Genomic DNA, 13,956 nt, shown 5'->3' on the forward strand with positions numbered 1-13,956 from the left:
TCGTGGAATTACAGCCCGCGCTGCCGACCAAGTTCCCAGGACACCCCACCATTTCGCACCGTCGCAACAATCTGCTGCCCCAGCCGCTGCTCGATCACCGGCTTCCACGGCACCAGACTAAAACCCATGCCGTCGTCCAACATCGCGTAGCGCCCGCTGGCGAGCATGACGGAGCGCCTGTAGATGCCAGCCACGCGCTCCCCGTCCGCCGCTGGGCGGTGCTCCAGGCCAGTTTCCGCGACGATGTCCTTGGCGGCCTGCGCCAGCTCCCGATTGCGCAGCGCGGCCAAGAGGTTCCGCGCAAGTATCACGCGCTGCCCGCGCCGCTCGGCTAAACCCTGTTCGGCCAGGAAGTCGGCGCGCTGCTGAATCGTCTGCTTGACCTTGCCGCCAAAGCCCAGGCCGCCCAGTCCCGAGCCACCGCCGATCAACTGCTGGTCGAGCCAGGTTGCCCCGATCACACGCACCTGCCGCTCGATGGGCAGGTGCGATTTCAGCTCCACGGCCAAGCCGCCCAGGCGCCGCGCGTCATACTGGCGGCCCTGCTCGGGCAGGTCGTCCGGCACCCGCCATAGCCCCTCGGCCACGCGCTCCACGATACCGGCCCGGCGCAGGGCTTCGAGCCGGCGGACAAGGGCCGCGACAATTTCCTGTGGGTCGCGGCCCGCCTTGGCCCGGCTTTGCTCAATCGCCAGGTGATGATCGGTGCGGTACACGCCATCGCTCGCCAGAGCAACGATGCTCTTGTCGGCCGCCCGTACCTCGGCGGAACTGCGTACCTCAACCACGGCGCCGGTCGGAAAGTTCTCCAGTTCGTCGCGGGCGTTAAGCGCGACGTAGTGGGCCTTGCCGTCCACCCCATCGATGACCAGATAGCCCCGGTCGCGCAGCTCGTCGATCAGCCCCCTCGCCACCACGTGGCCGAGGATGGTTCGGCCGTCGTCGCCCGGCTCGAACACCGCCAGTTCGCGCGGCTCGCCGCTCATGGCCCGCTGCATCGTGCGGATGATGTCGCCACGCTCGCCCAGGGCGCGGAGGGTTTTTTCCGCGTCGGCATGGATGGCCCAGGTGCCCGGCCGGATCTCGTCGACCAGGCCCAGGCGCTGCAAGCGTTGCAGCCGGCCGATCAGCAGCAGGCGCTGGCGTTGCAGCCGAGGTTCGTTGAACCGTTCGATCTGCACCCGGCCATCCTCGCCAGCCTCTCGTAGCAAGGTACGGTCGAGGCTCGTCCACCGCCCCTGTTCCACCTCGTGCTTCAATGTCTGCTGGATCTCCAGCTCGGTGCGCGGCCCCAGCCATTCGGTCGCCAGTTCGGCGGCGCGATGGCGGAAGCCATCGGCGATGTAGTCGCCCGCGATGATGAGGTCTTCGCCGGTGTCATCGCGTCCACGCGCGACGATGTGCGTATGCGGGTTATCGGTGTTCCAATGGTTTACGGCCACCCAATCGAGGCCCGTGCCCAGATCGCCCTCCATGCGGCCCATCAGGTGCCGCGTGTAGGTGCGTAGGTCTTCCAGCTCGGCCCCATCCTCAGGCGAGAGGATAAAGCGGAAATGGTGCCGGTCGTCAGCGCAGCGTTCCTTGAAGGCGTCGAGGTCGGCGGCATCGGTCTGCGATCCGTAGGCTTGGCCCGGCTCGCCATCGCGGCCTACGCCATCGCGCTCGATGTAGCGCAGATGCTTGGCGAGCGACCGCGGGCTGGCTCGGCGCTGGTTGACCAGTAGCGTCTTGATGGTCACGCGCCGCGACATGGGCGTCAGCTTCGCCCCGGCGAAGCGCGCCGCAGTGTGGCCGCGCCCCAGGCGCGAGCCTGGCCGCTGGCCCGTGCCCCTCTCAGAGCCGCTGGCAACGCCAGGAAGACGCACCGACGACTTGCCGCTGCTGGCCTTGCCTGCCTGCTTGAGAACCTTGGAGACGAAGCCCTGGCCCCGCTTCTTCGGGGTGCTGGGGCGGATACGGAAATCGTCATCGCGACGGTCGCTCATGGCTGCTCTCCCTGCAAGCTCCGGCGTGTCCGGCCGTACGAAGCACGCGGACATGCCTGCATCGGCGCGGCCTTCGCTTCCTGCGCGGCACGGCGCCCACGCCGCTCCGTGCCGCGCCACCCCCATGTGCAGACTGGTTTTCGACGCGGCCCGGTGCCGCGTGCTTTTGTCTTGCCTTCCGCCTTTGCCCCTCGCTGGCGCTCCGAACGTCGGCGGCCCGGCGACGCTGCGCTGCTTGCAGCCAGCGCGCCGGCGAACGCGGCGACGGCCCTCGGCCGGGCGCGTTCGAGGCAAGACGCCCGCACGTGGGAAAGCGGCGCCGGATGTTGCGCGACGTGCGGCGCCGAATACGCAAAGTCAACGCTCGCACTGCACGCGCAACGACACGGAGACGACCAGTGAAACGACACGTCAGATGGCACGATGAGGTGCACAGAAATGGCCAGCGAATCGGCGGCCATCATGGATGTGTCTCCAGCCAGACCGGATGCGCAACACCGATCACCGTGGATGCGCTGACCGGGCCGAAATAGCGGCTGTCGAACGACGACGGATTCGTCACGCTCAACAGGAACAGCTCCCCGGATTCAAGACGGCGGCACTGCTGCCACGATGGCAGCGGTCGGCCCAGCCGGTCAGCTCGCAGCACGGCGGCCGAAGGCACGCCGTCGATGCGGACAATGCCGCCCGCGATGCACACTTCCTGCGGCGCAATCGCACCCACGCGCTTGAGCAATGGAACGCGCGTCGGCAGGTAGCCGCGCTGCGCAGCCAATGCGGCGGCCTCGGCCTGCAGCGGCACCAGCACGATACTGTTCACGGACAATGGACTTGGCAGCGAACCGGCGCGATGGTCGAGAGGTTCGACGCGATACCAGCCGACCGCCACGCTGTCGGACGGGTTGTAGATCAGGCGTGGCAACGGCCGCATGTGATCGGGCAGGAAGGATGCCCAGGCCAGCGCAGCGAGGCCGCTGACGGACAGGCCCGCCAGCGCGAGGCGAGCGCGCTGTCGCGAGCGAGGATGCGGCGTGGCACCGGATGTGGAAAGCATCGTCATGACAGCGCCCTCCCTGCCAGCCAGGCGGCGTGCCGCTTGGCTGTGTACGCCGGCAGCGATAGGCGCGCAGCGAGGCGGTTGCCGAGTGTGCGCCAGTACGCGGGTGACACGTCGGCGGGCGCGATGCCTTGCGCCTCGATGGCGTCGAGTTGCGCCAACACGGCGCGCACGGCGGGTTCACCCTCGGCGTGCAGCAGCAGGCGCGCACCGGGCAGCACACCGGGGATGCGCTGCGCCGCATCCAGCGGCGTGCAAGCCTGCATCACCATGAGCTGCCAGCGCACGGTGCCATAGTCGTTGGCGTGCCAGCGGATGCGACAAAACACGGCGCTTGGCTGGAACATCGCAACCCGCCGCCAACGGTCGAGCCGGACGGTGCGCACCGGTTCGCCGAAGCGCAGATAGATGTCGATGCGCTGTTCGATGTAGGCCAGCGAAACGCGGGTCAGTGGTGCGGTGCCGGCTCGGTTAACGAGTTCAGCGAGTGACGTTGGTGGTGCAGCCGTGGCTGGCAAGGCATGAGCGTTCACGGTGTTCTCTCCGTGGATACGTCCGGGAATTCGCGTTCCAGCAATGCGCGCAGCAGTTCGGCCACGGTCACGCCTTGCGTGAAGGCCGACACCTTGATGCGCGCACGCATCGCGGGCGTGATGTCGAGGGTCAGGCGCGCGGTGTAGAGATCGCCTTTCTGTAAGGCGTCGGCTTCGCCCTGGCGGACCCACGCCTCTGCGTGCGGGTTCGCGGGTGGCCGTACTCCTATGCCGACGCGCTTGCTGTTTATTCCAGTCATGTCGGCCACCGCAGCAGTTCGTCGACCAGCGCAGCGATCTCGCGCGCCGCGGCGCTGTCAGGTGCCGTTTCCCGGGCCAGCCGACCGGCGGCCACGCTGTCGGCGAAAACAATGCGCTGATGCACCTCCGAGCGCAGCGCGGTCAGCGGCTGGTCGGCCAATGCCTGGCGCGCTTCACGGCCAATGATGGTCGTGCTGACACGCCGATTGATGGCGAAAGCCGCGCTCAGCGCTGGCCGGAACACCTGCGCCTCGCGGATCAACGCCACCATCTCGGCAGACGCCCACAAGTCGTAGGGACTGGGCTGCACCGGAATCAGCACGCGCTCGGCCGCCAGAAGCGCCGAGCGCGCAAGCGCGGCGATACGCGGCGGGCCGTCGATGACGACGTGATCGGCCCGGCGTGCCAGCTCAGGGGCTTCCTGGTGCAGCGTTTCGCGTGCGAGGCCCACGGCGCTGAACAAGCGTGGCAAGCCCTGTTGGGCTCGCCGCTGAGTCCAGTCCAGCGCCGAGCCTTGCGGGTCGGCGTCGAGCAGAACAACTTGCTGGCCGCGCATGGCCAGCTCGCCGGCGATGTGCGTGGCGAGCGTGGTCTTGCCAACGCCGCCTTTCTGATTGAGCAAGGCGATGATCATGGCCCGGCCCTCCTGGCTGGAAAGCTGGGTTTTCTGTACTGCGCGAATCGTCGTGTGCCGTGCCGTTTGTCGTTTATCCACCGAAACGGCGCGCTGTTTTTATTAGTTAAAGAATTTAAGTTAGGGAAGTTAGAGAGACCGAAAACCCTCGCCGCTATTAAGATTTCGGCGGTTTCGCACGCCTGATAGCACGATAGGGACACGCCCGATAGCACGATACCCGGCACGCCTGATAGCACGAGGCCATTCACAGGTTTTCCCCGAGTTATCCCCGTGCCGTGCGCAGCACGGGCCGGAAGGTCAGCAATTCGACCCCGTCGTCCGGCATCCGCTCGATGCCCAGGACGTATCCCGGCATCGACTGCCGGGCCACCAGCGCGCGCAGGTCGCAGGCGAAGTCGTAGGGCTTCGCCGTGCTGCCCGATTTGCGGTGCAGGTGTTTGAAGTCGAACTGCCAGCCGCCGGGCTGCTTGCCGCCGTGCTTGCGCACCAGGCGGTACAGCCAGCGCTCGATGCCACCCGTGAGCTTGAAATAGGCCGGGTCGATGGTCAGCACCAGCGCCGCGTCCATCACGCCGACAAAGAACCAGTCCGGCAGGATCAACTCGATGCCCAGTGGCGTACAGCGGGCGTCGGCTAGTTCCTTCCATTCGTTGATCCAGGAGAAGCGATGCAAGCGCCGCCCGGTCGTCTCGCGGATGGAGGTGGCCACCGTGGTCGATTGCAGGCGATCCAAGGCTGCCTTGAGGCGTTGGTAGTCGCGCAGCGACGTACCGCGCCCGATGAAGCGCAGGATCTCGTAGGGTGTGGCGCGCATGAGCCGCGACGGGCGGATGCCCGCATCGCGCGCTTCCACGATCTGGCTGGCCGCCCAGATCAGGATGTCGGCATCCCAGATCGTGGCGATGCCGTGCTCCTGCGTTCCCTCCACGCGGATCGTCACGCCGCCAGCGCGAAAGTCGATCGGCTGGACGCGCTTCGACTTCGCCAGCGAGAAGAACGGAAAGGCCATCAAATCCTGGCTGTCGCGCGGCGCCATGTCGCCCGGCAGCGCGCGGAACAGGTCGAGTTGTTCCCGCTCCTGCGTCGATCGCTGCCCCGATGATCGGGACGGCAGCGATGCGCTGGACATGGCGATGGCCACCGGCGAAGCGCCGATCAGCGCGCACGGCTGTCAGCCGAGTGCTGCTCGGCGTATTCGGGATCGGACGTGGCCTCGAAGCTGCGCTGGTCGGCCCAGGCGTCGAGGTCGGCCACCGCATACATGACGCGACGACCGAACTTACGGAAGCGCGGGCCGCCACCGATCACGCGCTGCTTTTCCAGCGTGCGCGGCGACAGGCGCAGGTATTCAGCGGCCTCGTCGTTCGTCAGGTAGCGTTGAGGTTGCGCAGTAGCAGCGGGTTGCTGCTGCGTGGCGTGTGCGGCAGCAGGCCGCAAGGGAGCAGGTCGCATCGGGTATGCCTCCATCGGTCAGGACAGTCCAGCCGCACTGCGCGGCCAGATGGAGGCAGTCTCAAGAAAGCGATGCGTCCCGTTGAGGGTCGTTTTGCAGCGAAGGCAAAACGACCCTGCTCAAGTCATTGGAGTCGAGCCAGGTGGCGATAGCCGCCGCGCATCAGCGTCAGGCCGCGTCGCACTAGGCGGCGCACGCGGGAGCGCAGGCCGCCATCGGCATACCAGCCATGGACAACGGCATCGGTGCCGAACAGGCCTTCGGCGACTTCACGCAAGGACGCCCCTGCCAAGGTGGCGTCGAGCGCCTGCAGGGTGTGCAGTTCCTGCAGCGCCGTCGGCGCAGGCCGTGGCCGAGCTGCCGCTGCGGGCGCACCTTCAGGGGCCACGGCCAGCTTGTCCAGTTCGGCGCGGAGCATGCAATGGCCCGCGCAAGGCATGTCGCACGCGCGGATGGCGTAGACATAGGCCATGCCATCTTCTAAGCCCGGCGCCAACGTCAGACGCAGGCAGCAGCCAGGCCAGCGCGTGGCAAGCATCAGGCGTCTGCCATCGTGGACCAGGTTCTTTTGACCGGGAATGCGCCACAACTCGAATGCCACGGTATCCGGTGGCGGGTCGATGTCCGGGTGAAGCTGTGCTGCGCAGGGATGGCCGGGAAGCCAGGCGGGATGCGCATCGCGCGCATCCAAGGCCGGGTCTTCCAGCATGCGCAGACCCCAACCGTGGGCGGCGTCCGGTTTGCGGCGACGGCGCAGCCAGTCGCGGCGGTAGTCGGGATGGCGGCGCAAATACTCCCAGGCCAGTGCCAAGTCGTCCAGGTGCAGCACGTAGAGATACGCTGCAGTGGGATACCAAGGTTCGGCGCTTCGATCAGCCATGAGGCAACCTCCTGTTGGGCAGGCATCGTCGCCACAATCGGCACGCTGAAGCTAGGCCATCAAACCTCCACGCGCTATCACCTAAGAAATACACTCAAGCTGTAACGAGCGGTGTCAAGACAGATGGGCTCCGAAGTCTTGCAAGGATCGTCCGAATGCGACGGCTGCCCCGGAAAAGGGGCGCAGCGCCGGACACCCTGCCGCAAACCGCGCCGTGCATCATGCCCCTTTCGATCAGGGCCGCACCGCCGTGGCGCAAGAGTGGCGATTCAGACTGACAGTGTCATAAGCCAGACCGAAAAAGACACAATGCGCCGCAACGGCCTGTGTCTGGATGGCCTGCCGTGCCAGAGCCATGCGGTTCGATCAGTCGGGGATCGAGCCATCGATCTGCGCCAGCCGGACATACTCCGATAAGGGTCGCGATGCGTGGAAATACTGGTCGCGCAGGATGGGCCGCTGGCGCGGCCCGACGATGGTTGCCAGATCGGACAGCTTGACCGTCCCCAACTCCGGCATGCCGATGCCGAGGTCGATGAGGCCCCAGGCCGAATCACCATCGGCTGGGTCGAGCGCAGCCAGCAACCAAGTCGCGTGCGCATCCGGCGTGAACAGCCGCACCACGGGCATCGGGTCAATGCTCTGGCCAGCGGCGCGTGCCGTGCCATTGGCGAGCAATTGCGCGCGCTGGTCGGCAGTGGTGAGCAGTTGGGTCATGGTCAGGAACCCCACGGAACCGAGGATGCACGAAAGCGCATGCCATCGAATCCGCACAGGGACAGAAACGTAGAAGCGGATTTGTGGAGGTCAGGAAAGACACGGATGCGGCTCTCCGGTTCTGGCGAAATCCGCTGATGCGGATTTCTGTAAAGGCGCAAAGTCGTATGATTCACCGTCGAATGAACACTATAGATTGTAGTCCTATAGAGCGCAATCGACTGTCATCTTGGTTTTTGAGGAAACCACGGGATGGCAGCGAAAAGCTCATTGGCGAAGGCATTGAAGATGGTCAGGAAGGCACGCGGTCTGAGCCAGGAAGCATTCTCCGACGTCTCCAGCCGGACCTACCTGAGTTCGCTGGAGCGTGACCTGAAAAGCCCGACGCTCAACAAACTGGCCGAGCTGTGCGAGGTGATGGAAATCCACCCGATGACCCTGTTGGCTCTGGCATATGGTGGCGACGCCAAGGGCGTCGACCTGCTTGTGGAGCGCGTGCGCCTTGAAATTGCCGAACTGCAAGCAGCGTCGAACACGGTGTGAGCGGACCGAAGCGCAAACCACATCTACGGTCAACCCATCTCAGGCTTTCGGCATGATCAACCGCTACAGCTCCCCGTATCCGAACTACATCCATCAGCTATTCGTCACGCCATCCAAGCACCTCTACGTGCTGAAGGACGGGCGGCTGAAATGGCAAGACAAGGCCATGGAAGTGCAGCTCGACAAGGTGGAGGAAGCAGACAAAGAGCATGTCGTACACTACATCGTGGCTGACCACACCTCTGCGGCCTTCTACGCGGAACTGAGAACCAGCAAGACGCTGATAACGCCCGTTGAATTCCTGGCGCGTGCATGGGTCAAGAAGCCTGACTTCTTCTTCCATGGCCTGCCGGAACAACTGATCGTTCCAACCGCAATATCGACCAAGTATCCGGAGATCAACGGCTGGCTGCAGCAACTACACGTCGGTCTTGTTCCCCCGCCCAGTGGCTTCTATGCGGGCGTCCATCAGGTCAGGAACTGGGAAAAGGACGTGGCAAACACCATCAGCTTTCACGACTACCTGGAAAAGACGCCTTGTACGTTGGACCATCTCCGCACAAGCATCGCCCGGACGCTGCAAATGGCCAACGACAGAGAAATCAACCGGCCGGGTATTCGTATGACGCGAAAGCAACTATGGGAGATGCCGGTTGAAGGTCGGCCTCCCATCCGGGTCATGGGTTGAGCGTTTCCGCGGCGGTCACGCCGCCTGGGGCTTGCTGCGCGACCAAATGAGGTCGTGCGTGCCGTCCTCGCCTTCGATCAGGCGGGCATAGACCGTCGCCGGGAACGAAGGATCGTCGAGGGTCACGGACAGGTACTCCCGCCCGGCCTCGCTGGTCTTCTTCCACGCCGCGCCGATATCGTGACTGGCCGCCTGCAGGCGGAAGTCGGGGGCGTTCTCGCTGCTGCCCTTGTCGTTGGGAACCAGCTTGACCTTGACGTTGAGGGTCAGGGTGCGCAGCGTGCCAGTGAAGCCGTCTTTGTCTGCGGTGAAGGTGCCGATGTTGGCCATGATGATTTTTCCTTTCGGTTGAACAAGGTTCGCGCCCATCGCGTCCTTGTTGTCATCCGGCCGGCGGGGGACGGGCGGGCTGCACCGCTTGCGGTCGCAACGCAGTGGAGAACTGGAAGGCGCAAAGAATTTGTCCCGCGAGGAAGCCGCGCAGCGGCGGGGAAATTGTTTGCGTCGGACGGTTGCAGCCATGAAGCCCGAGGCGCAGCCGTGCCCTCGCCAGGATTCACAACGAGACAAGGACGCCTTGGGCCGAACCGCTCCGAAAGGAGATGGGGCCGACTCGGCTTCCCGCACGAAGGCTGCGCCGGCACGCTTGCTGACGCGGGCCAGGTCAAGCGCCCGACGACAGGCGAGAACGCCCCCGCCGCACCCCGCGGTGCTGGTCTTGAGGCGTGACGTAGAAGCTCCATAGCGAAGCTGGGCGGCTGTCGGTGAACCGTTTTCGTGATGTGACGGGCTAGAACCGCCAGCGTTGAGGAAGGCGTACATTCGTACAACCTGCCGCAGCAAGCCACGGCGTATCCGCTATGCCCTGCCTATTGCGGCGGGGCGCAGGCTTGGTCGATCCGGCGCAAGCCGGTTCGACGGTATTCGAGGGGCGCCAAGCTGCGCGCGGCGGGGATGGGCCTTGCTCCGATCCCCTGGAGGCAAGCGAAGCGCGCAGCGCTGCAGGCGCGAAGGCGTGAGGGATTGAAGCCGAATGGCCGTGACGGCAAGGACGGCACGGGGCGCAGCCCGAAAGCCCGGCGGCGCATCGCGCCGACACGCCCAGGCCGTTCCAGATTTCTAAGCAAGAAACGCGAACATGCGCCTGATGGAATCGGAATTGTCGGTGCTGCTGCGAACGATACAGGCGGCGGGCTGTGAGCCGCTGGATGATTCCGCGCACTACGCGCGCTTTGGCTTTCTGGCCCATGCGGGCCTGCAGCTACCGGGCGGGATGCCCGGCCACATCAACACCGCCGCCTGAGCAACCGTGAAGGCGGCATCGTTTTGATTCGGCTGCCGGCCTTCGACACCGGGCGCGGCCACTGCCGCGCCCGGATTTTTGCGTCCACCGAGCCCAGGGCTGAACGGCCTGGGCTCGGTGCTGATCGCGGTTATTCCTTCGTTTCGATTAGCCACCACACGGCGCGCACCAAGGCGCGGCCCGTGATGGGGTGAATGTCGGTGACGTCGGCGCGGGCCGTCCAGCCCGAGGGCTGGCGATAGCCGCGCACGTCGCCATCGCCGTGCCAACGGCGGGCGCGTACCGTGCCGGGCGCATAGATCGCCGCCATGCGCGGGCGACTGGTGGTGCTGCTGGTCATGGGCATTTCTCCTTCCGAGCGAAGCGCCCCGGACGAAACCGGGGCGCTTGCTTTTCGGCGCGGGTCAAGCGGCCAGCGCCTCGGCAGGTTCATCCGCCGCGGCTTCGGCACCCTCTGGGGCGTTCTGCTGAGGGACAGCCTCCGGCACATCCTCCTGCGGGGCTTCGACATTGAAGATGGCGGGCATCCAACCCGTGCCATCGGCCAGCCGCTCGGCTTCGCTGGCAATGTCGGCCTTCTTGAGCTTCGCCAGCCGCGTGACGCGCTCCGGTGCGTACTCGCCCACGGCTTGCAGAATCACGGCCTTCGGAACGTGCTTGAAGTAGCCTTCTGCGGTCGGCTGCCACCATGCGGCCATGTCGAGGCCCACCGCCTGCGCCAGTTCCTCGCCGGGCTGGCGCGGCGTGGCGCGAGGCGTCACTACGTCCACCGTCGAGGCGACGCACACGGCCAGCAGCTTGACCAGTTCGCCTTGCTCCATCGCCAGCAGCGCGGCGAACAGTTCGGTGCCGTCCTCGGGCAGCTTGCCAGCCCATGCCTGTTGCAGCTCGCGCAGCGCCACGGCGGCAGACGACTCCGGCCAGTCCGGGGCCATGCCTTCCAGCCGGTCTTGCACCGTGAGGCGCACGCCCAGCGGCAGGCCGTTCCCGTAGTGGCTGTCCTGCAAGATGGCCTGCACCATGCCATGCACCAGCGTGGCCAGTGCCACCTGCGGATGCCGGGCCACTTCTATTTGCAGCGCCGCCGTGCGATGCGCGCTCAAGCGCTGCGCCAGCCGGTCAGACATGGTGGTGGCTTTCGTGTCGTCTGCCGTTTCGGCTTCGTTGTCATTTGCGGCTTCACCCTCCACGAAACCTTGCCGCAGCCGTTCCAACGTGCGCAGCGCCTTGGCCTCGGCCTCGCGCAGCAGCCCGCGATGAATCACGGCCTGCCCGTTGTGGTCGATGGTGACGATGGCCCCGGCTGCGGCCTTCACGTTCGGGCTGTAGTCCTGCAAGCCATCTTCCAGCGCCTGCAATTGTTCGCCCAGGGCTTCACCTTCCTCTTGCAGTGCGTCGGCCTTTTCTTCGTCCTCCGCGTCCAGCGCGGCGTCGAGCGCTTCGCCTACCTCCTGCATCTTGGCTTGCAGCTTCTCAATGCGCTGGGCTTCGCGCTTGGTCGGTTCGCGCCGCTCCCTCGGCGCACGTTGGAAGGCGTGCAGGTCGGCATGGGTCACGCCGGGCGTGGCATCCACCCATGCCCACCCCTCGGCGCGGACAGTGGCGGCGATGCCCGCCAGCTTGTCTTGCGCCAGTCGTTCCAACAGCGCGGCATCGGTCAGATACACGCCCGCATCGCCTTCCGCGAACAGGTCGCGGCGAACGCCTCCGCCTGCCTGCTCGTAGGTACCAAGCCCGACGAAGCACACCAGCGGATGCCGGTGGGCGTCGATTTCCCGCTCGGTGAGACGTTCGCGCAGGTTTGACGGGTGGCGCTGCCACGTCGGCGAATCGTAGAACGCGCTTTCCTGCGCGGCGTGATCGTCGGTGATGGCGAGCGCCATCAACTGATCGAGCGTAACGGCATCGGCGCGGTAATCGGCCATCAGGCGCGGCGAGACGTTCGCCAGCTTCAAGCGGCGTTGTACCACCAGCGGCGTGACGGAAAAATCCGCCGCAATGTCCTCGATGGGCCGACCTTCGGCCACCAGCGCGGCGAACGCCTCGAACTGGTCTGCAGGATGCATGGCTTCGCGCTGCACGTTCTCGGTGAGGCTGGCGGTTCGCGCCGTGCCATCGGCCACCAGCAGGCAAGGCACGTCCCATTCCTTGCTGATGCGGCGCTTCTTCGCCAGCAGCTTCAACGCGGCGAGGCGACGGCCACCGGCGACCACCTCGTAATGCTCACCATCGGCGAATGCAATCACGATCAGGTTTTGCAGCAGGCCCACGCGATGGATGCTCGCGGCCAGTTCGGGAATGGACATGCGCGGGGTCTTGCGCGCGTTGCGACCCGTGGGCCGCAGCACCAGCCGCGACAGCGGAACCAGAATCAGGTTCTTGCTCAGGTCGGCGGCTTCCAGCGTGGCAGCGTGGATGGCTTGGGTTTCGGTTTGGCTGTTGGCGTTCATGGTGTATCTCCAATCGAATGAAACAAGGAATGGAGGGGAAACCGCCCCTCCGGCGGGGGAACGGGTCAGGCCTTGAGGGCGCGCATGCCATCGGCCAGCAGCCACAAGGCGCGGTTCAGACGGATGTTCTGGTCAATGCCCTGCACCGGGCGCGTGCTCTGCCTGCGGCCATTCGCGGCGCGGCCATGCAATCCGCCCTTGGTCAAGTTCTCTTGCGTGCGGTTGAACACGCTCCACAGGTCGGGGCGGCGGTCGTCGAACCGGCGCGGCATCAGGATTTGCGATTCCGTGATGGGTGCAGGCTTGTCCGGGTCGTCGTACTTGAGGGCCAGCGCAGCACGGGCGAATACTTCGGATTCGCCATCGTCCAGCGTGATGCCGCGCATCAGGTCGCGCGATTCCTTCACTTGCTCGAAGCCGCCCAACACTTGGTAAGCGCCTTCGATGACGAGCCCAGCCACGTCGCCTTTGTGGGGTACGCGCACGTCCGCCACGGTGTCGCCGCAGACAAGGCCATTGCTGCAAACGAAGCGGAACATCCCGGCCAACATCTGATAGCTGCTGGTGCCGTCGTGCGAGTTCAGCAGCACGATTTCATTTGCTTCCGCGCCGTTGATCTGGCTGGCGTGGCGCAGCCGGATCATGTGCTTGGTGTGCTCGCGCTTGCCTTCATCGCGCACGCGGGTCTGCGTCACCATGAAAGGCTGGAAGCCTTCCTTGCGCAGTTCGGTCAGCACGGCGGCGGTGGGGATGTAGCTGTACCGCTCGGAACGGCTCTCATGCGGGGCGTCCGCGAAGATGGACGGGGCCACGCGCAGGATTTTGTCATCAGACAGCGGGGCATCGCTGCGCAGCGACGGGGAACGGGAAGCGAAGCGGGATGCAAGTTGCATGGCATTTCTCCTGACAAAAAAGGGTTTGCTATTCACACCGCACACCGGATTCCAAGATTCGGAGCCCAGCCTTTCGGCTGTTCGGTGCGGTCGGCACGAGGAACCCGGTTGGCCTCGTTGCCACCGTCTTTCCTGAGTTCATCGCCCGCGACGGTCAGGAGCGCGCGGACGGGGGCCGTCAAGGAGACAAGCGCGGGGTTGGTGCGGCCCACAGGCGCAGCCGAGGACACGGCCCTGCGCGCCTTGACGGCACATGGCCGCGGGCTACAGTCGCGAACAAGGTGATGGAGTCAAGAAAGATGGCTGGACAGGCAACGGCCGGCCCTGTGTGCCGACCGCACGGCAAGCGAAGCGCGCAGGCCCGGATCTGGAAGCCGGGCCGGAGGCGTCAGCCGAGCGGAGCGAGGGAACGATGGAAGCCCGAAGGGGACGAGACACTGCAAGGTGGCTCGATGCGCAGCACGACAGCGCGACCGGTCATGTTTCCTTGGTCGGGGACGCCCTGACTTCGATGCACGATGAACACCACGCCCAGGACAGTCCTCATGCACAAGGC

Annotated in this window: 16 protein-coding genes; 3 read left to right on the forward strand and 13 right to left on the reverse strand. The window is 65.6% G+C overall.

The window, feature by feature from the left end:
• Positions 1 to 8: 8 nt before the first annotated feature.
• The 9 genes from BHQ40_RS10770 to BHQ40_RS10810 all read right to left on the reverse strand — a co-directional run bounded on the left by BHQ40_RS10770 (position 9) and on the right by BHQ40_RS10810 (position 7,523).
• A complete protein-coding gene (locus BHQ40_RS10770; RefSeq protein WP_070155747.1) occupies positions 9 to 1,985 on the reverse strand; it encodes a relaxase/mobilization nuclease domain-containing protein in 1,977 nt (658 codons plus the stop codon).
• Positions 1,986 to 2,445: 460 nt separating this feature from the next.
• Entirely contained in the window at positions 2,446 to 3,045 is a 600-nt protein-coding gene (locus BHQ40_RS10775) for a S26 family signal peptidase (RefSeq protein WP_070155749.1), read from the reverse strand.
• Entirely contained in the window at positions 3,042 to 3,575 is a 534-nt protein-coding gene (locus BHQ40_RS10780; RefSeq protein WP_070155751.1) for a DUF2840 domain-containing protein, read from the reverse strand. The genes BHQ40_RS10775 and BHQ40_RS10780 overlap by 4 nt, the downstream gene beginning before the upstream one ends.
• Positions 3,572 to 3,835 carry a chromosome partitioning protein ParB gene (locus BHQ40_RS10785; RefSeq protein WP_083276852.1) on the reverse strand — a complete coding sequence of 88 codons (264 nt, stop codon included), beginning with the start codon at positions 3,833 to 3,835 and terminating at the stop codon, positions 3,572 to 3,574. Before BHQ40_RS10785 ends, BHQ40_RS10780 begins: the two co-directional genes overlap by 4 nt.
• The gene (gene parA, locus BHQ40_RS10790; protein ID WP_070155755.1) at positions 3,832 to 4,470 is read right to left on the reverse strand and encodes a ParA family partition ATPase; all 639 of its coding nucleotides are present in this window, start codon (positions 4,468 to 4,470) and stop codon (positions 3,832 to 3,834) included. Before parA ends, BHQ40_RS10785 begins: the two co-directional genes overlap by 4 nt.
• 265 nt (positions 4,471 to 4,735) lie before the next feature.
• Positions 4,736 to 5,587, reverse strand: coding sequence for a replication initiator protein A (locus BHQ40_RS10795; RefSeq protein ID WP_435593911.1), 852 nt, complete (start codon positions 5,585 to 5,587; stop codon positions 4,736 to 4,738).
• A 41-nt stretch (positions 5,588 to 5,628) separates the two neighbouring features.
• On the reverse strand, positions 5,629 to 5,925 hold the full coding sequence (locus BHQ40_RS10800; RefSeq protein ID WP_070155756.1) for a helix-turn-helix transcriptional regulator: 297 nt from the start codon (positions 5,923 to 5,925) through the stop codon (positions 5,629 to 5,631).
• A gap of 125 nt (positions 5,926 to 6,050) precedes the next feature.
• Positions 6,051 to 6,806, reverse strand: a complete 756-nt coding sequence (locus BHQ40_RS10805) for a DUF7011 domain-containing protein (RefSeq protein ID WP_070155758.1) — start codon at positions 6,804 to 6,806, stop codon at positions 6,051 to 6,053.
• A 366-nt stretch (positions 6,807 to 7,172) separates the two neighbouring features.
• Positions 7,173 to 7,523, reverse strand: coding sequence for a DUF2958 domain-containing protein (locus BHQ40_RS10810; protein WP_070155849.1), 351 nt, complete (start codon positions 7,521 to 7,523; stop codon positions 7,173 to 7,175).
• Between the two features lie 252 nt (positions 7,524 to 7,775).
• On the opposite strand from BHQ40_RS10810, the gene BHQ40_RS10815 reads away from it, so the two are divergent.
• Positions 7,776 to 8,066 carry a helix-turn-helix domain-containing protein gene (locus tag BHQ40_RS10815; protein WP_070155760.1) on the forward strand — a complete coding sequence of 97 codons (291 nt, stop codon included), beginning with the start codon at positions 7,776 to 7,778 and terminating at the stop codon, positions 8,064 to 8,066.
• Between the two features lie 52 nt (positions 8,067 to 8,118).
• Complete coding sequence (locus BHQ40_RS10820; RefSeq protein ID WP_070155763.1) at positions 8,119 to 8,754, forward strand: hypothetical protein; 636 nt, start codon at positions 8,119 to 8,121, stop codon at positions 8,752 to 8,754.
• 15 nt (positions 8,755 to 8,769) lie between these two features.
• On the opposite strand, the gene BHQ40_RS10825 is transcribed toward BHQ40_RS10820, so the two are convergent.
• Complete coding sequence (locus tag BHQ40_RS10825) at positions 8,770 to 9,084, reverse strand: DUF736 domain-containing protein (RefSeq protein ID WP_070155852.1); 315 nt, start codon at positions 9,082 to 9,084, stop codon at positions 8,770 to 8,772.
• 808 nt (positions 9,085 to 9,892) lie between these two features.
• Between BHQ40_RS10825 and BHQ40_RS26170 the strand changes: the two genes are divergently transcribed.
• The gene (locus BHQ40_RS26170; RefSeq protein WP_171905828.1) at positions 9,893 to 10,057 is read left to right on the forward strand and encodes a hypothetical protein; all 165 of its coding nucleotides are present in this window, start codon (positions 9,893 to 9,895) and stop codon (positions 10,055 to 10,057) included.
• A 130-nt stretch (positions 10,058 to 10,187) separates the two neighbouring features.
• On the opposite strand, the gene BHQ40_RS10830 is transcribed toward BHQ40_RS26170, so the two are convergent.
• The 3 genes from BHQ40_RS10830 to BHQ40_RS10840 all read right to left on the reverse strand — a co-directional run bounded on the left by BHQ40_RS10830 (position 10,188) and on the right by BHQ40_RS10840 (position 13,400).
• Positions 10,188 to 10,397: a hypothetical protein gene (locus tag BHQ40_RS10830; RefSeq protein WP_070155766.1), complete on the reverse strand. Its 210-nt coding sequence runs from the start codon at positions 10,395 to 10,397 to the stop codon at positions 10,188 to 10,190.
• A gap of 64 nt (positions 10,398 to 10,461) precedes the next feature.
• Complete coding sequence (locus BHQ40_RS10835) at positions 10,462 to 12,507, reverse strand: ParB/RepB/Spo0J family partition protein (protein WP_070155767.1); 2,046 nt, start codon at positions 12,505 to 12,507, stop codon at positions 10,462 to 10,464.
• A gap of 65 nt (positions 12,508 to 12,572) precedes the next feature.
• Positions 12,573 to 13,400: a DUF932 domain-containing protein gene (locus tag BHQ40_RS10840; RefSeq protein WP_070155769.1), complete on the reverse strand. Its 828-nt coding sequence runs from the start codon at positions 13,398 to 13,400 to the stop codon at positions 12,573 to 12,575.
• Between the last annotated feature and the right edge of the window lie 556 nt (positions 13,401 to 13,956).

The organism is Sphingobium phenoxybenzoativorans (assembly GCF_001757355.1).
In the GTDB taxonomy this organism is placed as follows: domain Bacteria; phylum Pseudomonadota; class Alphaproteobacteria; order Sphingomonadales; family Sphingomonadaceae; genus Sphingobium; species Sphingobium phenoxybenzoativorans.